Annotated in this window: 16 protein-coding genes; 7 read left to right on the top strand and 9 right to left on the bottom strand. The window is 70.5% G+C overall.

Going from position 1 to position 18,072, the window contains the following annotated elements; translation table 11 throughout:
• Positions 1 to 68 precede the first annotated feature (68 nt).
• The 3 genes from ACIBK8_RS21860 to ACIBK8_RS21870 all read right to left on the bottom strand — a co-directional run bounded on the left by ACIBK8_RS21860 (position 69) and on the right by ACIBK8_RS21870 (position 3,053).
• Positions 69 to 1,757: a polyamine aminopropyltransferase gene (locus tag ACIBK8_RS21860; protein ID WP_399043460.1), complete on the bottom strand. Its 1,689-nt coding sequence runs from the start codon at positions 1,755 to 1,757 to the stop codon at positions 69 to 71.
• A 145-nt stretch (positions 1,758 to 1,902) separates the two neighbouring features.
• A complete protein-coding gene (locus ACIBK8_RS21865) occupies positions 1,903 to 2,421 on the bottom strand; it encodes a DUF2617 family protein (RefSeq protein ID WP_393684060.1) in 519 nt (172 codons plus the stop codon).
• Positions 2,422 to 2,807: 386 nt separating this feature from the next.
• On the bottom strand, positions 2,808 to 3,053 hold the full coding sequence (locus ACIBK8_RS21870) for a hypothetical protein (RefSeq protein ID WP_399043461.1): 246 nt from the start codon (positions 3,051 to 3,053) through the stop codon (positions 2,808 to 2,810).
• Between the two features lie 170 nt (positions 3,054 to 3,223).
• Between ACIBK8_RS21870 and ACIBK8_RS21875 the strand changes: the two genes are divergently transcribed.
• Positions 3,224 to 4,408: a pyridoxal phosphate-dependent aminotransferase gene (locus ACIBK8_RS21875; RefSeq protein ID WP_399043462.1), complete on the top strand. Its 1,185-nt coding sequence runs from the start codon at positions 3,224 to 3,226 to the stop codon at positions 4,406 to 4,408.
• A 75-nt stretch (positions 4,409 to 4,483) separates the two neighbouring features.
• Here ACIBK8_RS21875 and ACIBK8_RS21880 read toward each other — a convergent pair whose 3' ends face one another.
• Positions 4,484 to 5,014, bottom strand: a complete 531-nt coding sequence (locus ACIBK8_RS21880) for a YbjN domain-containing protein (RefSeq protein ID WP_227047108.1) — start codon at positions 5,012 to 5,014, stop codon at positions 4,484 to 4,486.
• Positions 5,015 to 5,106: 92 nt separating this feature from the next.
• Positions 5,107 to 7,764 carry an ATP-dependent chaperone ClpB gene (gene clpB, locus ACIBK8_RS21885; RefSeq protein WP_399043463.1) on the bottom strand — a complete coding sequence of 886 codons (2,658 nt, stop codon included), beginning with the start codon at positions 7,762 to 7,764 and terminating at the stop codon, positions 5,107 to 5,109.
• Positions 7,765 to 8,005: 241 nt separating this feature from the next.
• On the opposite strand from clpB, the gene ACIBK8_RS21890 reads away from it, so the two are divergent.
• Genes ACIBK8_RS21890 through ACIBK8_RS21900 form a run of 3 tightly spaced genes read left to right on the top strand, consistent with a single transcriptional unit; the run spans position 8,006 to position 9,485 of the window.
• Complete coding sequence (locus ACIBK8_RS21890) at positions 8,006 to 8,578, top strand: Uma2 family endonuclease (RefSeq protein WP_399043553.1); 573 nt, start codon at positions 8,006 to 8,008, stop codon at positions 8,576 to 8,578.
• 50 nt (positions 8,579 to 8,628) lie between these two features.
• Positions 8,629 to 9,033 carry a TIGR03618 family F420-dependent PPOX class oxidoreductase gene (locus tag ACIBK8_RS21895; protein WP_393684069.1) on the top strand — a complete coding sequence of 135 codons (405 nt, stop codon included), beginning with the start codon at positions 8,629 to 8,631 and terminating at the stop codon, positions 9,031 to 9,033.
• 47 nt (positions 9,034 to 9,080) lie between these two features.
• Positions 9,081 to 9,485: a hypothetical protein gene (locus ACIBK8_RS21900; RefSeq protein WP_393684070.1), complete on the top strand. Its 405-nt coding sequence runs from the start codon at positions 9,081 to 9,083 to the stop codon at positions 9,483 to 9,485.
• Between the two features lie 66 nt (positions 9,486 to 9,551).
• Here ACIBK8_RS21900 and ACIBK8_RS21905 read toward each other — a convergent pair whose 3' ends face one another.
• From ACIBK8_RS21905 to dnaK, 4 genes are read right to left on the bottom strand one after another with little or no spacing between them, the layout of a single operon-like run.
• A complete protein-coding gene (locus tag ACIBK8_RS21905) occupies positions 9,552 to 10,004 on the bottom strand; it encodes a heat shock protein transcriptional repressor HspR (RefSeq protein ID WP_227047113.1) in 453 nt (150 codons plus the stop codon).
• A gap of 1 nt (position 10,005) precedes the next feature.
• A complete protein-coding gene (dnaJ, locus tag ACIBK8_RS21910) occupies positions 10,006 to 11,184 on the bottom strand; it encodes a molecular chaperone DnaJ (protein WP_393684073.1) in 1,179 nt (392 codons plus the stop codon).
• Positions 11,185 to 11,229: 45 nt separating this feature from the next.
• Positions 11,230 to 11,907, bottom strand: coding sequence for a nucleotide exchange factor GrpE (grpE, locus tag ACIBK8_RS21915; RefSeq protein WP_393684075.1), 678 nt, complete (start codon positions 11,905 to 11,907; stop codon positions 11,230 to 11,232).
• Complete coding sequence (gene dnaK / locus ACIBK8_RS21920) at positions 11,904 to 13,760, bottom strand: molecular chaperone DnaK (protein ID WP_393684077.1); 1,857 nt, start codon at positions 13,758 to 13,760, stop codon at positions 11,904 to 11,906. The genes grpE and dnaK overlap by 4 nt, the downstream gene beginning before the upstream one ends.
• Before the next feature lie 310 nt (positions 13,761 to 14,070).
• Between dnaK and ACIBK8_RS21925 the strand changes: the two genes are divergently transcribed.
• From ACIBK8_RS21925 to ACIBK8_RS21935, 3 genes are all read left to right on the top strand, one after another.
• Positions 14,071 to 16,338: a heterodisulfide reductase-related iron-sulfur binding cluster gene (locus ACIBK8_RS21925; protein ID WP_399043464.1), complete on the top strand. Its 2,268-nt coding sequence runs from the start codon at positions 14,071 to 14,073 to the stop codon at positions 16,336 to 16,338.
• A gap of 148 nt (positions 16,339 to 16,486) precedes the next feature.
• Positions 16,487 to 16,951, top strand: a complete 465-nt coding sequence (locus ACIBK8_RS21930; protein WP_399043465.1) for a GNAT family N-acetyltransferase — start codon at positions 16,487 to 16,489, stop codon at positions 16,949 to 16,951.
• A 144-nt stretch (positions 16,952 to 17,095) separates the two neighbouring features.
• Positions 17,096 to 18,043 carry a Yip1 family protein gene (locus ACIBK8_RS21935; RefSeq protein WP_399043554.1) on the top strand — a complete coding sequence of 316 codons (948 nt, stop codon included), beginning with the start codon at positions 17,096 to 17,098 and terminating at the stop codon, positions 18,041 to 18,043.
• The last annotated feature ends 29 nt before the right edge of the window (positions 18,044 to 18,072 follow it).

Raw genomic sequence — 18,072 nt, forward strand, 5'->3', positions numbered from 1 at the left:
CTACCCAGCGTCCGCACAGCCGTGCCCGTCCCCGCACAACTTTCTCGGTGCCCACGGCGCGCACCCCGTCAGCCCTGGTAGCGGGGGTGCATCAGCGTCGAGGGCGGCAGGCCGCCGATCCGGTCGCGGGCCTGTGCACGGGCCCCGGCCCGCAGGGCGGTGCGGGCGGCGGGCGGCAGCTTCGTGGTGGCCGTCGCCGCTTCGAGGTCCGGCGGCTGCCGCCCGGCCAGGACGAAGCCCCACCAGCCGAGCCCGCTCGGCGTGCGTGCCGCGGCCGGGACGCGGGGTCCGGTCCGGTGGCCGGCGAACCGTCCCGGCGAACGGTAGGGAACGGTCCGCAGCCCCACCGAGCGCAGCGTCGCGTCCACCGTCCAGAAGCACCGCGCCCGCGCCACCGGCGGTCCGGCGTGCACCACGATCCGCCCGTCCCCGGCCAGCGCCCGCGCCGCGAGCCCGTAGAACTCCTGCGAGTAGAGCTTGGTGCCCGCGGTCATGCCGGGGTCGGGGAGGTCGGAGACGATGACGTCGTACGGGGCCGAACGGCGGCCCCTGCCGCGGGCGCCCTCGCGCCGCAGCCAGTCGAAGGCGTCCGCGGTCACCAGCCGCACCCGGGGATCGTCCAGCGCGTGGCGGTTGAGGGCGGCGAGGCCGGGGTCCGTGCGCGCCAACCGGGCCAGTTCCGCGTCGAGTTCGACGACGGTCACCGAACGGACCTTGCGGTGGCGGAGGATCTCGCGGACGGCCAGGCCGTCGCCGCCGCCCAGCACCAGCACCCGGCCGTGCGGCCCGCCGGCCATCGCCGGGTGCACCAGCGCCTGGTGGTAGCGGGACTCGTTGTCGGCGCTGACCTGTAGCCGGCCGTCCAGATAGAGCGCGAGCGGCGCGCCGGAACCTTTCCTCCCATGCGCCGCACCGTCTGCGGCCCCCGCGCCTCCCGTCATCACCACCTCCTGGACGCCGGTCTGCACGGCGACCCGTGCGGCGGATCCGTACACCGCCTGCCGGGCGGCGCGCTCGAACGGCGCGGCCAGCAGCACGGCCGCCGCGAGCAGCGCGAGCACCAGGACGTTGACGGCCAGCAGCATCCAGCGCGCCCGCGCGGTCAGGTCGTGGCGGAACAGCCACAGCACCAGCGCGCCGCCGGCCGCGGCGTTGACCGCGCCGGTCACCAGGGCGCCGGTCAACTGGCCCAGCAGCGGCAGCAGAAGAAACGGAAAGGCCAGGCCGCCGACGAGCGCTCCCACGTAGTCGGCGGCGAAGAGGTCGGCGACCGCGCCGCCCGCGTCCTGCCTGCGCACCCGCTGGATCAGCGTCATCAGCAGCGGCACCTCGGCGCCGACCAGCACGCCGATGGCGAGCGAGAAGCCGACGAGCGCGGCGCGGGACTGGCCGTACCAGGCGAAGCAGGCATACAGCGCCATCGCCGAGCAGCCGCCGACCAGGGCGAGGCAGGACTCCACGGCGCCGAAGCCGACCGCGGCCCGGCAGCGCAGCCGTTTGGCGAGCAGTGCGCCGATGCCCATGGCGAAGACCATCACCGACAGCACGACGGATGACTGGGTGACGGAGTCGCCGTCCAAGTAGGTGGCCAGCGCCACCAGTTCGAGTTCGTACACCAGGCCGCAGGCGGCGCAGACGAAGACCGCGGCGAGCACGAGCAGCCGTCCGAGCCCGGACGGTACCGGCAGTCGCGCCGGCTGGGTGACCTCCGGCGGCACGAAAGCGCCGGTTCTGACGGTCTCTTGCAGGTCGATCATGAAATGAACGCTACGTGACGATTCCGTACGTATTTGTCACCCACACGAGTGCAGTCTGCTTTCTACACACGGGAGTTGGAGCGCGAAGGGGCGGGCGGGCCCACGCCCTCCGCGCCCCGTCGCGCCCCCTGCGGAGCGCCGCAGGTCAGACCGCCGCGACGGCCCGCACACCCACCCGGGTACGGGTGGCGACCAGGCGCCCCTCCTGGGGATAGGCGTGCCAGGTACGCCAGCGCACCTGACCCTGCCGCCGCTGCGCCAGCATCGCGGTGAAGGCGTGCGGCGAGCCGGGGAACGTCCCGGCCAGACCGTGGGGGTGTTCGGCGACCAGCGCGAGCAGTTCCTGCGCGCGCCCCGCGAACGAGCCGCGCGACAGCGTCTCCACATGCGCGGCGAATTCGTACTCCCAGTCACCCAGCCGCTTGGCCACACCGAGCGGGAGCGGCGTACTGCTGCCCGGCATGCAGGCGACGGTCTCGGAACAGGTGCCGCGCTCCTCTTCCAGCAGTACTTGATGCGAGGCCCCCAGAAGCCTCAACTGCACCTGGGCGTCGTCTAGTCGAAGGTCGAGTACCGCCAGGGCCGGCAGGGGTTCCCTGCCCAGCGCCCAGGCAAGATCTGATGCACGGGTATCGGTATAGGCCGTTGTCAGGGTCGTGAGCATGGGTTCGGCTCCGCAAGCACGCAGTGGATGGTGGGCCGGCCCGCCCCGGAGAAGGATCAGGGATATGACTGCCTGCCGGCTCGTGCCCACGTGGGGTCCGAGAACTGGGGGATTCTCAAGGAGAGGGAATCACGAATGCCCTGTCGTCCACAGCGTTTTTACCCATCTTCGCCGGGTTTCCATCCCTCAGAGGGCCCTACAGTTCAGTTGTTCAACACCCAAGCGTTCAGCGGGTGTTGAGGGAAGAGGGGCGGCCCGTGAACGGAGAGCGCCACGGGCATGATCCAGTCGCATGTGCGGCCCTGCGGACACCCTCGGGGCCGCCGGGCGGGCCGCCGTGAAAACCCCGCGGCCCGGCGTCCGGCGCCCGCTCCCCCGCGTCCGGCTCAGCAGGATCCGCCGCAGGACGAACCCCCGCCGCCACCCCCGCAGCCGTGATGGCCGCCACCGCCGCCGCACCCGTGATGCCCGCCGTGGTGGCCGCCGCCGAGACCGCCGTCGCTGCCGCCGCCGACCCACCAGCTGCCGCCCGCACCCCGCGTCCCGCGACCGGCTCCCGCACCGCCGCGGGACAGCACGGACACCAGCCCCAGCACCACCGCGACCACCACTATGAAGACGACGAAACCCATCCGCCCCACACTCCTTCCGCTCCCCCGAAGCGAGGCACCCGCCCCGTCCGGCGCCCCCGCCACGAGGCGAATGACACCGGTGTTCTTTGTTCGTTCGGGGCTGCTTCCCGGCAATTCCGATCCCCATGCACAGTTGAGGAACTCCAGAGGTTCGGCGGAGGATGGCGCGCATGGACCGACCGCTGCTCAACCGCCGCCTCGCCGAGTTCGGCACGACGATCTTCGCCGAGATGTCGGCGCTCGCCGTACGGACCAACTCCCTCAACCTCGGTCAGGGATTCCCCGACGCCGACGGACCCGAAGAGGTCAGGGAGGCCGCGGTACGCGCGCTGCGCGACGGCCGCGGCAACCAGTACCCGCCGGGCCCCGGCGTCCCCGAACTGCGCACCGCCGTCGCCGCGCACCAGCAGCGGTTCTACGGCCACCTCGGCCTGAGCTGCGACCCCGACACCGAGGTCCTGGTCACCGCGGGCGCCACCGAAGCGATCGCCGCCTCGCTGCTGGCCCTGCTGGAGCCGGGCGACGAGGTCATCGCGCTGGAGCCGTACTACGACTCGTACGCCGCCTGCATCGCGATGGCCGGCGGCACCCGCGTCCCGGTGACCCTCCGCCCGGACCCGGAGAGCGGCACCTACGCACTCGACCTGGACGAACTGCGCGACGCCGTCACCGACCGCACCCGCCTCATCCTCCTCAACACCCCGCACAACCCCACCGGGACCGTCCTGTCCCGCGACGAGCTGGCCGAGATCGCCCGCCTGGCCTGCGAACGCGACCTCCTCGTGATCACCGACGAGGTCTACGAACACCTGGTCTTCGAGGGCGAGCACCTGCCCCTCGCGTCCTTCCCCGGCATGCACGGGCGGACCGTCACCATCGGCTCGGCGGGCAAGACCTTCTCCTTCACCGGATGGAAGGTCGGCTGGGTCACCGCGGCCCCCGAGCTGATCAGCGCCGTCCGCTCGGCGAAGCAGTTCCTCACCTACGTCTCGGCCGGTCCCTTCCAGTACGCCGTCGCCGAGGCGCTCGCGCTGCCCGACGACTACTTCACGGCGCTGCGGGACGACCTGCGCGCCAAGCGCGACATCCTGGCCCGCGGCCTGGCCGACGCCGGTTTCGGCGTCTACCGCCCGGCCGGCACCTACTTCATCACCACCGACATCCGCCCCCTCGGCTTCGACGACGGCTTCGCCTTCTGCCGGGCGCTGCCCGAGCGGGCCGGCGTCGTCGCCATCCCCAACGCCGTCTTCTACGACCACCGGGACGAGGGCGCCCCCTTCGTGCGCTTCGCGTTCTGCAAGAGCACCGACGTCCTCCAGGACGCGGCGGCGCGGCTGAAGACCCTGGCCGGCTGACGGACCCGGACGCGCGCGGGCCCCCGGAGCAGATCGCTCCGGGGGCCCGCGCGCACCGTGGCCGGCGGGAGGGTCTCAGCCCTCGTCCTCGCCCGGCTTCTCGTCGCCTTCGATCTCGGACTCCAGGCCGAGCTGCTCGACGATCCACTTGTCGAACTCGATCGACGCGCGGACCCAGCTGACGGTGCTCGACACGAAGTGTTCGAGCGCGACGCCGGTGCCGATCAGCATCGACGCCTCACCGATCAGGCGGACGGTGCCGTCGTCGTGGGTGTGGGTGTAGGCCTTGGGCCACAGCGTCCGGCGGTTCCAGTCGTCGATCGCCTCCAGCAGCTTCGACTTGTCGTCGATGCCGTGCGGGCGGTCGTAGAACGTACGGACGGAGAAGATCTGCTGCTCCTCCTCCCCACGGAACATGAAGTACGTGCGGAACTGCTCCCACGGGGCGGCGAGATCGCCTTCCTCGTCGACTACGTACTTCAGCTCCATCTGGTCGAGGAGCTGCTTGACCAAGTCCTGGTCGGGCACGACGGGCCCCTCAGGCCCCGACGGCTGCGGTTCGGGCTGGCCCCCGAAATTCGGAATCGAGGACGGGTCGATGCTCACCGTGGATTTCCCTTCGTATGGTCTGCGCCATTCTCCGCCATGCCCGCCCCGTCCTGGCAAGCCGAACGGGGCGGGGCGGATCGTGGCGCCGCTCAGACGGCCGCGCGGGCCGGCTCCACGGAGAGGTGGTCGCCGTCGACGTCCACCCGCACGGTGTCGCCGTCCAGCACCTCGCCCGCCAGGATGGCGCGCGCCAGCTGGTCGCCGATGGCCGTCTGGACCAGGCGGCGCAGCGGGCGGGCACCGTAGGACAGGTCCGGTGCCGGGGCGCCGTCGACCGGTTCCCTGCCGAGCCAGGCGAGCCAGGTCAGGGCCTGGTCGGTGACGTCCAGCGTCAGCCTGCGGTCGGCGAGGCGGCCCTGGAGGTGGTCGAGCTGGATCCGGGCGATCCGCTGGAGCTGGTCCGTGCCGAGCGGGTGGAAGACCACCACGTCGTCGAGGCGGTTGAGGAACTCCGGGCGGAAGGAGCCGCGGACGGTCTCCAGGACCTTCTCCTTCTTCTGGTCCTCCTTGAGCAGGGGGTCCATCAGGAAGTTCGAGCCGAGGTTGGAGGTCAGGATGAGGATGGTGTTGCGGAAGTCGACGGTGCGGCCCTGGCCGTCGGTGAGCCGGCCGTCGTCCAGCACCTGGAGGAGGACGTCGAAGACCTCGTGGTGGGCCTTCTCGACCTCGTCCAGGAGCACCACGGAGTACGGGCGGCGGCGTACCGACTCGGTGAGCTGGCCGCCCTCCTCGTAGCCGACGTAGCCGGGCGGAGCGCCGACCAGCCGGGCGACGGAGTGCTTCTCGCCGTACTCGCTCATGTCGATGCGGACCATCGCCCGCTCGTCGTCGAAGAGGAAGTCGGCGAGCGCCTTGGCCAGTTCGGTCTTGCCGACGCCGGTCGGGCCGAGGAAGAGGAACGAGCCGGTGGGGCGGTCCGGGTCGGCGATGCCCGCGCGGGTGCGGCGCACCGCGTCCGACACGGACCGTACGGCCTCGCGCTGGCCGATCAGCCGCTTGCCCAGCTCCTCCTCCATGCGCAGCAGCTTCTGCGTCTCGCCTTCGAGGAGGCGGCCGGCGGGGATGCCGGTCCAGGCGCCGACCACGTCCGCGATGTCGTCGGGGCCGACCTCCTCCTTGACCATCGGCGCCGTGGCGCTCCCGCCGTCGGCGCCCTTGCTCGCCTCCTGCTCGGCCTCCGCCTCGGCGGCTGCCTCCAACTCCCGCTCCAGGCCGGGGATTTCGCCGTAGAGCAGCTTGGACGCGGTGTCGAAGTCGCCGTCGCGCTGCGCGCGGTCGGCCTGGCCACGCAGCTCGTCGAGCTTCTCCTTCAGCTCACCGACGCGGTTGAGGCCCTGCTTCTCCTTCTCCCAGCGGGCGGTCAGGCCGCGCAGCTCCTCCTCCTTGTCGGCGAGGTCCTTGCGCAGCTTCTCCAGCCGCTGGACGGAACCGGCGTCGGTCTCGTTCTTGAGCGCCAGCTCCTCCATGCGCAGCCGGTCGACGGACCGCTGGAGCTCGTCGATCTCGACCGGCGAGGAGTCGATCTCCATCCGCAGCCGCGACGCGGCCTCGTCGACCAGGTCGATGGCCTTGTCGGGGAGGAACCGGGAGGTGATGTAGCGGTCGGAGAGGGTGGCAGCCGCGACCAGCGCGGAGTCCGCGATGACGACCTTGTGGTGCGCCTCGTAGCGCCCCTTGAGGCCGCGCAGGATGGCCACCGTGTCCTCGACGGTCGGCTCGGCGACCAGCACCTGCTGGAAGCGCCGCTCCAGCGCCGGGTCCTTCTCGATCCGCTCGCGGTACTCGTCGAGGGTGGTCGCGCCGACCATCCGCAGCTCGCCGCGGGCCAGCATCGGCTTGAGCATGTTGCCCGCGTCCATCGCGGAGTCGCCGCCCGCGCCCGCGCCGACGACCGTGTGCAGCTCGTCGATGAAGGTGATGACCTGGCCGTCGCTGGACTTGATCTCCGCGAGCACGGTCTTGAGCCGTTCCTCGAACTCGCCGCGGTACTTCGCGCCGGCGACCATCGCCCCCAGGTCGAGCGCGACCAGCCGCTTGTTGCGCAGCGACTCGGGCACGTCGCCCTTGACGATGCGCTGGGCCAGCCCCTCGACGACCGCGGTCTTGCCGACACCCGGCTCGCCGATCAGCACCGGGTTGTTCTTCGTCCGCCGGGACAGCACCTGCACGACGCGGCGGATCTCGTGGTCCCGGCCGATGACCGGGTCGAGCTTGCCGTCACGGGCCGCCGCCGTGAGGTCCGTACCGAACTTCTCCAGCGCCTTGTACGTGCCCTCCGGGTCGGCGTTGGTCACCCGGCGCCCGTCGCGCGCCTCCTCGAAGGCCGCCAGCAGCTTCTTGGCGGACGCGCCCTGGTGCTCCAGCAGCTCACCGGTGGCGCCGCCCTTGGCCGCGATGCCGATGAGCAGGTGCTCGGTGGAGACGTAGGCGTCGCCCAGTTCCTTGGCGCGCTGCGCGGCGTCCGCGATGACGGCGAGCAGCTCGCGGTCCGGCTGCGGCGGCGCGACCGTCGAGCCCTGCACGCTGGGCAGCGCGGCGAGCCTGCGCTCGGCCCCCGACCGCAGCGCCGCGGCGTCCGCGCCGACGGCGGCCAGCAGGTCGGTGATGTTCGCGTTGCTGTCGGCCTGGCCCGCCAGGAGCGCGAGCAGCAGATGCGCGGACGTCATGTCCGCATGTCCGGCGGCCACCGCCCGCTCGTTGGCGGCGCTCAGCACTTCCCGGCTCTTGTTGGTCAGCTCGGCGTCCACGTTCGCGCGTTCCTCCTCGTACTCGTGCTGTGATCCTGGGGCCGACCCGAGGCCGGTCTGCTCACACCAACGTGCGATAAGTTGAGTCTATTCCACTCAAGGTTGTTTCGGGGCCTGCGCTCGGCACTTTTCCGGGCGCAGGGGCCCACACGTGTGAGTGAACCGGGCCGGATCCGGCTCCGCCACCGGCGGCCGTCGAGGAGGCTGGCCTTCCAGCACAAGGAGGTGCAGCATGACGGCTATGGCACACGAGCCCATGCCTACGCAGACGGACATCCTCCTCGAAGGGTTTCTCGCCCTGGACACCCCAACCGGCTTCAGGGCCGAGCTCATCGAGGGGGAGATCGTTGTGACACCGCCACCGGACGGCGACCACGAGGACTACTTGAGCACCGTCTTCAAACAGGTGTTGCGGAAGTCCGCAACACCCATGGACCTCTCGGGGCACAAAGGGCTCGTCCTCTCCGGGTCCGGGGCCCTGCCCGCGGACCACGTGATCCCCGACGCCACGTTCGCCCCGGAGGCTCTCCGCCTCTTCCGGGGAGCACCCCCCTGGATGCCCAGCGACGGCGTCACGATGGTCGTCGAGGTGACATCGAGCAAGCCTGCCAAGGACCGCGTCGCCAAGCGCCACGGCTACGCCCGCGCCGGCATCCCGCTCCACCTCCTCGTGGACCGTGGCAAGTCCGCGACCACCCTGTTCAGCGAGCCGGAGGGAGGCGATTACCTGACCCGCCACACCGCCCTCTTCGGCAAGCCCCTCCCCCTCCCCGCCCCCTTCTCCTTCGACCTGGAGACCGGCGACTTCCTGTGAGGCCGCGAGCGCCCTCCCCACGGCCCGCGGCCCGCATTACCCTTCCCCCCATGGCCCACGACCTCGCCGCCCTCAGCCCCGAGTACCTCACCTTCTGGGGCGAGTACTTCATGCCGACGCTGACCACCCTGCGCCCGGACGGCACCCCGCACGTCGTCCCGGTCGGCGTCACCTACGACGCGGGCGAGCGGATCGCGCGGATCATCACCCGCAAGGGCAGCACCAAGGTCAAGAACGTCCGGGCCGCGGGCGCGGACGGCGCACGGGTCGCGGTGTGCCAGGTCGACCGCGGTCGCTGGGCGACGCTTGAGGGCATCGCGCGGGTGCGGACGGACGCCGACGCGGTGGCGGACGCCGTCCACCGGTACGCCGAGCGCTACGGCAGGACGCCGGGCCCCAACCCCGACCGCGTCATGATCGAGATCGCGGTGACCAAGGCACTCGGCCGCGCCTGAGGCGGGGGTATCGTCGCCCCCACCGTCGCGACGCCCCGGAGGGCACGATGAACGCGGTCCGTGTCACGGCGATCGCCTGCCTGATGCCGCTGTCCGAGCTGGACGAGGAACCGTTCCTGGTCGACGACCGCGGCCAGCACGAGATGTGCGGACAGTGGGCGGCGGCCCGTGACTTCCACCTGACCTGCCGGCTCAGCCTGCACCGCCTGCGCGCCGACCACGACCAGCTGTGGCGCGACGTCGAGCAGGGCCTCGTCGACGTGTTCGTGGCGCCGCACCGCAGAGTGCTGGAGCACGCCGTCGACGACGCCGACGCCTTCGCCGAGCGGTGCGCGGCGGCCGGCGTGCGGCTGGCGACCGCCGACCTCGACGAGCCGGTCTACACCCCGGCGATGAAGTCGCACGTGCACCGCAGGCTGTCGATGCCGACCGCGGGCTACAACGGCTGCTAGGCCCTGCCGGGCCGCGGGCAGGCGAAAGGGCCGGGTCTCCCCGGCCCTTCCCCCGCTCGGATGGCGCTACTCGCCGCGCTTGGGGCGCCACACCACCAGCGCGCTGGTCTGCTGCACGTCCTGGTACGGCACCAGGTCGCGGCGGTAGGAGGCGTGCACCGCCGCCTCGCGCTGCTGCATCGCGCTGGCCGCGCCCTCCAGGGCGCCCTGGAGTTCGGCGACCCGCTGCTGGAGCGCGGCCACCTGGTTCTCCAGCTCGATGATGCGCTTGATGCCGGCGAGGTTGATGCCCTCGTCCTGGGACAACTGCTGCACCGTACGGAGCAGTTCGATGTCCCGGGCGGAATAGCGGCGGCCCCGCCCGGCCGTGCGGTCGGGCGAGACCAGGCCCAGCCGGTCGTACTGCCGCAGGGTCTGCGGATGCAGGCCGGAGAGCTGAGCCGCGACGGAGATGACGTACACCGGCGAATCTTCGGTCAGTTCATACGGGTTCCGACGATGCCCGCCCCGGCTGTCCATCTCAAGCTCCCTTCGCGGCCTGGAACAGCTCTGCCCGCGGATCCTCTCCCGCGGTCGCCTCGCGATAGGCCGCCAGCGATTCCCTGGCCTTGTCGCCGAGTTCCTGAGGAACGACCACCTCTATGGTGACCAGCAGGTCGCCGCGGGTGCCGTCCTTGCGGGCCGCGCCCTTGCCCCGGGCCCGCATGGTGCGTCCGTTGGGAGTGCCGGGCGCGATCTTCAGCGTCACCGGCGGGCCGCCCAGCGTCGGCACCCGGACCTCGCCGCCGAGCGCGGCCTCCGGGAAGGTGACCGGCACCGTGACGGTGAGGTTGTCGCCCTTGCGGCCGAAGACGGGGTGGCTGTCGACGTGGACCACGACGTACAAGTCGCCCGCCGGGCCGCCCTGTTCACCAGGAGTGCCCTTGCCGCGCAGCCGGATGCGCTGCCCGTCCGACACCCCGGCCGGGATGCGGACCTGCATCGTGCGCGCGCTCGTCGCCCGGCCGCTGCCCTTGCAGACCTCGCACGGATCCTGGGCGATCAGGCCCCGGCCCTTGCAGTCGGCGCACGGATCGGTGAGGGAGAAGCCGCCGCCCGCGCCCCGGCTGACCTGCCCGGTGCCGACGCAGGTCGGGCAGACCCGCGGCGTACCGTTCTTGTCGCCGGTGCCCGAGCACGCCTTGCACGGCGCCTGGCTGGACATCCGCAGCGGGACCGTGGCCCCGTCCACCGCCTCGGTGAAGCTGAGCGTCACCTCGGACTCGACGTCCTGGCCGCGGCGCGGCTGGGTACGTGTCCCGGCGCCGCCGCGGTTGAAGAGGCCGCCGAAGACGTCCCCGAGCCCGCCGCCGAAGCCGCCGCCCTGCCCTTGTCCCTGGCCCTGCGAGCCCCCGAAGAGGTCGCCCAGGTCGAAGTTGAAGCTGCCGCCGCCCGCGCCGGGGCCCGGCCGGTAGCCGCCGTTGCCGAACAGCGCCCGCGCCTCGTCGTACTCCTTGCGGCGCTTGGGGTCACCGAGGATGTCGTTCGCCTCGGAGATCTCCTTGAAGCGCTCCTCGGCCCTGGCGTCACCGGTGTTGGCGTCCGGGTGGTTCTCCCGGGCGAGCTTGCGGTACGCCTTCTTGATCTCGGCGTCGGTGGCGTCCTTGGGGACGCCGAGGACCTTGTAGTAGTCCTTCTCGACGAAGTCCTTGGTGCTCATCCCCGACGTCCCTCCTTCCGCGTCTTCTTCTCTGCCGTCCGCACGTCAGCCCTCGTCCGGGCCACCGTTTTCCTCGTCCGAAGGCTTGCTGTCCTCTTCGGAGGCGGACTTGGTGCCCTGGGCACCCGGCTGCGGCTCGGCGACCGCGACCCGCGCGGGGCGGATCGTTCGTTCACCGATGCGATACCCGGGCTGAAGGATCGCCACGCACGTCGTCTCCGTGACGTCGGGCGCGTACGAATGCATCAGGGCTTCGTGGATCGTCGGGTCGAAGGGCTCGCCCTCCTTGCCGAACTGCTGGAGGCCCAGCTTGGCGACCACGGTCTCCATGGATTCGGCGACCGACTTGAAGCCGCCGACCAGCTCGCCGTGCTCACGGGCACGGCCCACGTCGTCGAGCACCGGAAGGAGCTCGGACAGGAGGTTCGCCGCGGCGATCTCCTTGACCGTGACCCGGTCCCGCTCGACCCGGCGGCGGTAGTTCTGGTACTCCGCCTGGAGCCGCTGGAGGTCCGCGGTGCGCTCGTTGAGCGCCGTACGCACCTGGTCCAGCTGCGCCGTGAGCGCGATGTCGGATGTGTCGGGCTTGTCGTCCCCGGCCGGGGCCGAGCCCGCCTTGTCGGCGGACTCGGCACGCTGCGCCGCGTCGTCAGGGTGTCCTGCGGACTCGGTGCCGGAAGGGACGTCGGGCTTCTCCTCGAAGCCCGGGGTCTCCTCCGTCACGCGGCACCATCCTTCTTCGGCTTCTCGTCGTCGACGATCTCGGCGTCCACGACGTCGTCATCGGCCTTGGCCTGCTCGGCGCCCTCGGCACCCGCAGCACCCTCGGCGCCACCCGCGGCCTGGGCGTCGGCGTACATGGCCTGGCCCAGCTTCTGCGAGACGGCGGCGACCTTCTCGGTGGCGGTGCGGATCTCGGCGGTGTCCTCGCCCTTGAGCTTTTCCTTCAGCTCGCCGACGGCGGTCTCGACCTCGGTCTTGACCTCGGCGGGGACCTTCTCCTCGTTGTCCTTGAGGAACTTCTCCGTCTGGTAGACGAGCTGCTCGCCCTGGTTACGGGCCTCGGCGGCCTCGCGGCGCTTGGTGTCCTCGTCCGCGTACTGCTCCGCCTCCTGGCGCATGCGGTCGACCTCGTCCTTCGGCAGCGAGGAGCCGCCGGTGACGGTCATCTTCTGCTCCTTGCCCGTGCCCAGGTCCTTCGCGGTCACGTGCATGATGCCGTTGGCGTCGATGTCGAAGGAGACCTCGATCTGCGGGACGCCACGCGGGGCCGGCGGCAGACCGGTCAGCTCGAACATCCCGAGCTTCTTGTTGTACGCCGCGATCTCGCGCTCGCCCTGGTAGACCTGGATCTGCACGGAGGGCTGGTTGTCCTCGGCGGTGGTGAAGATCTCGGACCGCTTGGTCGGGATCGTCGTGTTCCGCTCGATGAGCTTGGTCATGATGCCGCCCTTGGTCTCAATACCGAGGGACAGCGGGGTGACGTCCAGCAGGAGGACGTCCTTGACCTCACCCTTGAGGACACCGGCCTGGAGGGTGGCGCCGATGGCGACGACCTCGTCCGGGTTGACGCCCTTGTTGGCGTCCTTGCCACCGGTCAGCTCCTTGACCAGCTCGGCGACGGCCGGCATACGGGTCGAGCCGCCGACCAGCACCACGTGGTCGATCTCGGACAGCTCGATGCCGGCGTCCTTGATGACGTTGTGGAACGGGGTCTTGCAACGCTCCAGGAGGTCCGCGGTCAGCTGCTGGAACTGCGAGCGCGTGAGCTTCTCGTCCAGGTGCAGCGGGCCCTCGGCGGAGGCGGTGATGTAGGGAAGGTTGATCGTCGTCTCGGTGGAGGACGACAGCTCGATCTTCGCCTTCTCGGCGGCCTCACGCAGGCGCTGGAGCGCCATCTTGTCCTTGGCCAGGTCGACGCCGTGGCCGTTCTGGAACTGCTTGACCAGGTAGTCGACGACGCGCTGGTCCCAGTCGTCACCACCGAGGTGGTTGTCACCGTTGGTGGCCTTCACCTCGACGACGCCGTCACCGATCTCCAGCAGCGAGACGTCGAAGGTGCCGCCACCGAGGTCGAAGACCAGGATGGTCTGGTCGTCCTTCTCCAGGCCGTAGGCCAGCGCTGCGGCGGTCGGCTCGTTGACGATGCGCAGGACGTTCAGACCCGCGATCTCACCGGCCTCCTTGGTGGCCTGGCGCTCGGAGTCGTTGAAGTAGGCCGGGACGGTGATGACCGCGTCCATGACCTTCTCGCCCAGGTACGCCTCGGCGTCACGCTTGAGCTTCTGCAGGATGAAGGCGCTCATCTGCTGCGGGTTGAAGCCCTTGTCGTCGATGTCGATCTTCCAGTCGGTGCCCATGTGGCGCTTGACCGACCGGATGGTCCTGTCGACGTTGGTGACCGCCTGGCGCTTCGCGACCTCGCCGACCAGCACCTCGCCGTTCTTGGCGAAGGCGACAACGGACGGCGTGGTCCTGGCGCCCTCGGCGTTGGTGATGACGGTGGGCTCACCGCCTTCGAGAACACTGACGACGGAGTTCGTCGTGCCCAGGTCGATGCCGACCGCACGTGCCATTTCAATTCCTCCAGTGACTTGAGTGGAACAGGCTCAAGAGTGCAACACGGATCCAAACCTGTCAACAGACCTGAGTCGAGCCCACTCAACTTTTATGTCGGCCTTATCGTCACCGAGGGTTTTGGCCTGCGACGCCCCGGTCGCCGGGGGACGCCGGGACGGCTGCGCAGGGTTGCCTGCGCGACGCAGATCACCGGCCGGGCGGCTTCATGGGGTCGCGGATACTGGGTAACCTCAGCGCAGACCCGAAAAGTTACCGCTTAGTAGTCCCGCTCAGATTTCCGCTCTCGCAGGTTCGAGGAGCCCCCAAATGCAACTCGCCGCGATCCTCGTGTCGCTGGTCCTCATCGCGGTCGGCGTCGCGCTGTTCGGCCGTGCCCTGGTGCAGATCTACCGGTTCGTACGGCTCGGCCAGCCCGTACCGGCCGGCACCCGTACCGACGAACCCGTACAGCGCACCGTCACCGTGGCCAAGGAATTCCTCGGCCACACCCGCATGAACCGCTGGGGCGTCGTCGGTGTGGCGCACTGGTTCGTGGCGGTGGGCTTCTTCTCGCTGCTGCTGACGATCGTCAACGCCATCGGCCAGCTCTTCCAGGCCGACTGGCTGCTGCCGGTCATCGGCGAGTGGGCGCCGTACAACGTCTTCGTCGAGTTCATCGGCACGATGACGGTCCTCGGCATCCTGGTCCTGATCGTCATCCGGCAGCTGAGCCGGCCGGGCGGCGCGGGCCGCAAGTCCCGCTTCGCAGGCTCCAATTTCGGCCAGGCGTACTTCGTCGAGGCCGTCATCCTCATCGTCGGCGTCTGCATCTTCATGCTGCACGCGCTGGAGGGCGCCCAGCACCACGTGAGCGGCTACGAGGCGTCGTTCTTCATCTCGTACCCGGTGATCTCGTGGCTGGAGGGCATGGACGTCTCGACGCTCCAGAACCTCACCTACTTCTTCGCCGGCCTCAAGATCGCGACGTCCTTCATCTGGATGATCACGGTCGCGCTCAAGACCGACATGGGCGTGGCCTGGCACCGCTTCCTCGCCTTCCCCAACATCTGGTTCAAGCGCGAGGCGGACGGTGACGTCGCGCTCGGCGAGCTGAAGCCGATGACCAGCGCGGGCAAGCCGATCGACTTCGAGGACCCGGGCGAGGACGACCAGTTCGGCGTCTCGCAGATCGAGCACTTCTCCTGGAAGGGCATCCTCGACTTCTCCACCTGCACCGAGTGCGGTCGCTGCCAGTCGCAGTGCCCCGCCTGGAACACCGGCAAGCCGCTCTCCCCGAAGCTGCTGATCATGTCGCTGCGCGACCACGCGCACGCCAAGGCGCCCTACCTCCTGGCGGGCGGCGGCAAGGACGAAGAAGGCAACGAGAAGGCCACCGCCGAGCAACTCGCCGACGTGCCGGCCGCCGCGCTGGCCGAGGCCGAGCGCCCGCTGATCGGCACCCTCGAAGAGAACGGCGTCATCGACCCGGACGTCCTGTGGTCCTGCACCACCTGCGGTGCCTGCGTCGAGCAGTGCCCGGTCGACATCGAGCACATCGACCACATCGTCGACATGCGCCGCTACCAGGTCATGATCGAGTCGTCGTTCCCGTCCGAGGCGGGCACGATGCTCAAGAACCTGGAGAAGAAGGGCAACCCCTGGGGCCTGGCCAAGAAGCAGCGGCTGGCCTGGACGAAGGAGGTCGACTTCGAGGTCCCGGTCGTCGGCAAGGACGTCGAGGACCTGACCGAGGTCGAGTACCTCTACTGGGTCGGCTGCGCCGGCGCCCTGGAGGACCGCGCCAAGAAGACCACCAAGGCGTTCGCCGAGCTGCTGCACATCGCCGGCGTCAAGTTCGCGATCATGGGCGGCGACGAGAAGTGCACCGGTGACTCGCCGCGCCGCCTGGGCAACGAGTTCCTCTTCCAGCAGCTCGGCGCGGAGAACGTCGCCACGTTGAACGCGGCGTTCGGTGAGGACGACGAGGACGAGTCGACGAAGAAGCCCAAGTCGGCCAAGAAGATCGTCGCGACCTGCCCGCACTGCTTCAACACCATCGCCAACGAATACCCGCAGCTGGGCGGCGAGTTCGAGGTCATCCACCACACCCAGCTGCTCCAGCACCTCGTCGACGAGGGCAAGCTGGTGCCGGTCACCCCCGTCGAGGGCCTGATCACGTACCACGACCCCTGCTACCTCGGCCGCCACAACAAGGTCTACACACCGCCGCGCGAGATCATCGCCAAGGTGCCAGGCCTGCGGAACGAGGAGATGCACCGCCACAAGGAGCGCGGTTTCTGCTGCGGCGCGGGCGGCGCCCGGATGTGGATGGAAGAGCGCATCGGCAAGCGCATCAACAACGAACGGGTCGACGAGGCGCTGTCCCTCAACCCGGACATCGTCTCCACCGCCTGCCCCTTCTGCCTCGTCATGCTCACCGACTCCGTCAACGGCAAGAAGAACGACGGCAAGGCGAAGGAATCCGTCCAGGTCGTCGACGTCGCCCAGCTCCTGCTGGACTCCGTCAAGACACCCGCCGACCCGGACGGCGAGCCCGCGGCCGAGGACGCACCGGAGCCCGAACCGGTGAAGTGACGCCACGGAGCAACCCTCAGGCCACGGCCGGTCCCGCACACCGCGGGACCGGCCGTGGCCGTTGCGCATCCGGGCGGCGACCGCCAACCGCCGTCCGCCGCAGGGAAATTCCCTGTCCCGACGGCACCCGGCCTGCGACCATGCCGCCATGCACCCGGCCGCCCCGCTCCCCCTGATACGCCCCGCCACCACGGCCGACGCGCCGCAGATCGCGCACGTCCACCAGGAGTCGCGGCGCGCCACCATGCCCTACCTCCCGCCGCAGCGCCACGACCACGCGGCCGTCACCCACTGGATCCGCGAGACGGTGCTCACCACCTGCACCACCTGGGTGGCGGTACGCGGCCCCGCCCTCATCGGCTACGCCGCCGTCCGAGACGACGTACTGGAAGACCTCTACGTACACCCCGACGCGCTCCGCACCGGGACCGGCACCCTGCTGCTCGAAACGGCCCGCGGCCACCGCCCCGACGGCCTCACCCTGCACGTCTTCGCGCGCAACACCATGGCCCGCGCCTTCTACGCCCACCACGGCTTCACCGTCGTCGCCACCGGGGACGGCAGCGGCAACATGGAGGGCCTTCCGGAGCTGACCCTGCGGTGGACTCCCTAGGGCCCCTGGCCGGTTTCCGCAGGTCGCGGTGTCCTGTTCCCCCTAGGGGATGTCACAGCTCGGCAGCAAAGGCCCTCCGGTACACCCACGCCGACACCGGGGGCAGCGCGGAGCAGGTACGTTCGGTGAGTGGCTGGATTCAGGATGGGTCGCGGACGGGATCCCCGCTCCGCGCAGGACGGGCAGCAGCAGGGGCAGCAGGCGCCGTACGGACAGCAGGGACCGTACGGGCAACAGCCCCCGCCTCCGCATGGCCAGTGGCAGCAGCAGCCGCCGCAGCCCCCGCAGCCGCAGTACGGCGGCCCGCCGCAGGGGCAGCCGGGCGGCCACGGCGAACCGGAGTACTTCGGCGACGGCGGCTACCAGCCGCCGCAGTCGTACGCGCCGTACACCGCCGACAACAGCCCCGGCCACACCCAGCAGTTCAGCATCGGTGAGGCCCCGGACGCCTACGCGGAGCCGTACGGCGGCGCTCCGGGACAGGGCCCCGACGACGGGTACGCCGACGGCGGCGTCTACCGCGCCGGGCAGGCCACCGCGCCGCCGGCCGGCCCCCGGCTGCACTGGAAGCAGCTGCTGCCCGGCATCGTGCTGCGCCCGGCGCCCACGTTCTGGCAGATGCGCGACCACCAGGTCTGGGCCCCCGCGCTGATCGTCACCTTCGTCTACGGCCTGCTCGCGGTCTTCGGCTTCGACAAGGCCCGCGAGGACGTGCTCAACGCCACCCTCGCCAACAGCATCCCCTGGGTGCTGATCACCGCCGTGATGTTCGTCATCGGCAGCCTGATCCTCGGCGCGGTCACCCACACCCTCGCCCGCCAGCTCGGCGGCGACGGCGCCTGGGCCCCGACCATCGGCCTGTCCATGCTGATCATGACGATCTCGGACGCGCCCCGGCTGGTGTTCGCGATGTTCCTCGGCGGCGACAGCCCGCTCGTCACGATCCTCGGCTGGCTGACCTGGCTCGCCTCCGGCTACCTCCTCACCTCGATGGTGAGCAAGTCGCACGACCTGCCGTGGCCCAAGGCGCTGGGCGCCAGCGCCATCCAGCTGATCGCCCTGCTCGCCCTGGTGAAGCTCGGCACGCTGTAACCGGCACCCCGCACGTACGGCCCAGGGCC

This window comes from Streptomyces sp. NPDC050161, from assembly GCF_044460025.1.
Classification (GTDB): Bacteria; Actinomycetota; Actinomycetes; order Streptomycetales; family Streptomycetaceae; genus Streptomyces.

Bases quoted from the DNA above. Each gene is read 5' to 3' on its own strand.
- ACIBK8_RS21860 (WP_399043460.1), bottom strand. From the start codon at position 1,757: ATGATCGACCTGCAAGAGACCGTCAGAACCGGCGCTTTCGTGCCGCCG.
- ACIBK8_RS21865 (WP_393684060.1), bottom strand. From the start codon at position 2,421: ATGCTCACGACCCTGACAACGGCCTATACCGATACCCGTGCATCAGAT.
- ACIBK8_RS21870 (WP_399043461.1), bottom strand. From the start codon at position 3,053: ATGGGTTTCGTCGTCTTCATAGTGGTGGTCGCGGTGGTGCTGGGGCTG.
- ACIBK8_RS21875 (WP_399043462.1), top strand. From the start codon at position 3,224: ATGGACCGACCGCTGCTCAACCGCCGCCTCGCCGAGTTCGGCACGACG.
- ACIBK8_RS21890 (WP_399043553.1), top strand. From the start codon at position 8,006: ATGGCACACGAGCCCATGCCTACGCAGACGGACATCCTCCTCGAAGGG.
- ACIBK8_RS21895 (WP_393684069.1), top strand. From the start codon at position 8,629: ATGGCCCACGACCTCGCCGCCCTCAGCCCCGAGTACCTCACCTTCTGG.
- ACIBK8_RS21900 (WP_393684070.1), top strand. From the start codon at position 9,081: ATGAACGCGGTCCGTGTCACGGCGATCGCCTGCCTGATGCCGCTGTCC.
- ACIBK8_RS21905 (WP_227047113.1), bottom strand. From the start codon at position 10,004: ATGGACAGCCGGGGCGGGCATCGTCGGAACCCGTATGAACTGACCGAA.
- dnaJ (WP_393684073.1), bottom strand. From the start codon at position 11,184: ATGAGCACCAAGGACTTCGTCGAGAAGGACTACTACAAGGTCCTCGGC.
- dnaK (WP_393684077.1), bottom strand. From the start codon at position 13,760: ATGGCACGTGCGGTCGGCATCGACCTGGGCACGACGAACTCCGTCGTC.
- ACIBK8_RS21925 (WP_399043464.1), top strand. From the start codon at position 14,071: ATGCAACTCGCCGCGATCCTCGTGTCGCTGGTCCTCATCGCGGTCGGC.
- ACIBK8_RS21930 (WP_399043465.1), top strand. From the start codon at position 16,487: ATGCACCCGGCCGCCCCGCTCCCCCTGATACGCCCCGCCACCACGGCC.
- ACIBK8_RS21935 (WP_399043554.1), top strand. From the start codon at position 17,096: ATGGGTCGCGGACGGGATCCCCGCTCCGCGCAGGACGGGCAGCAGCAG.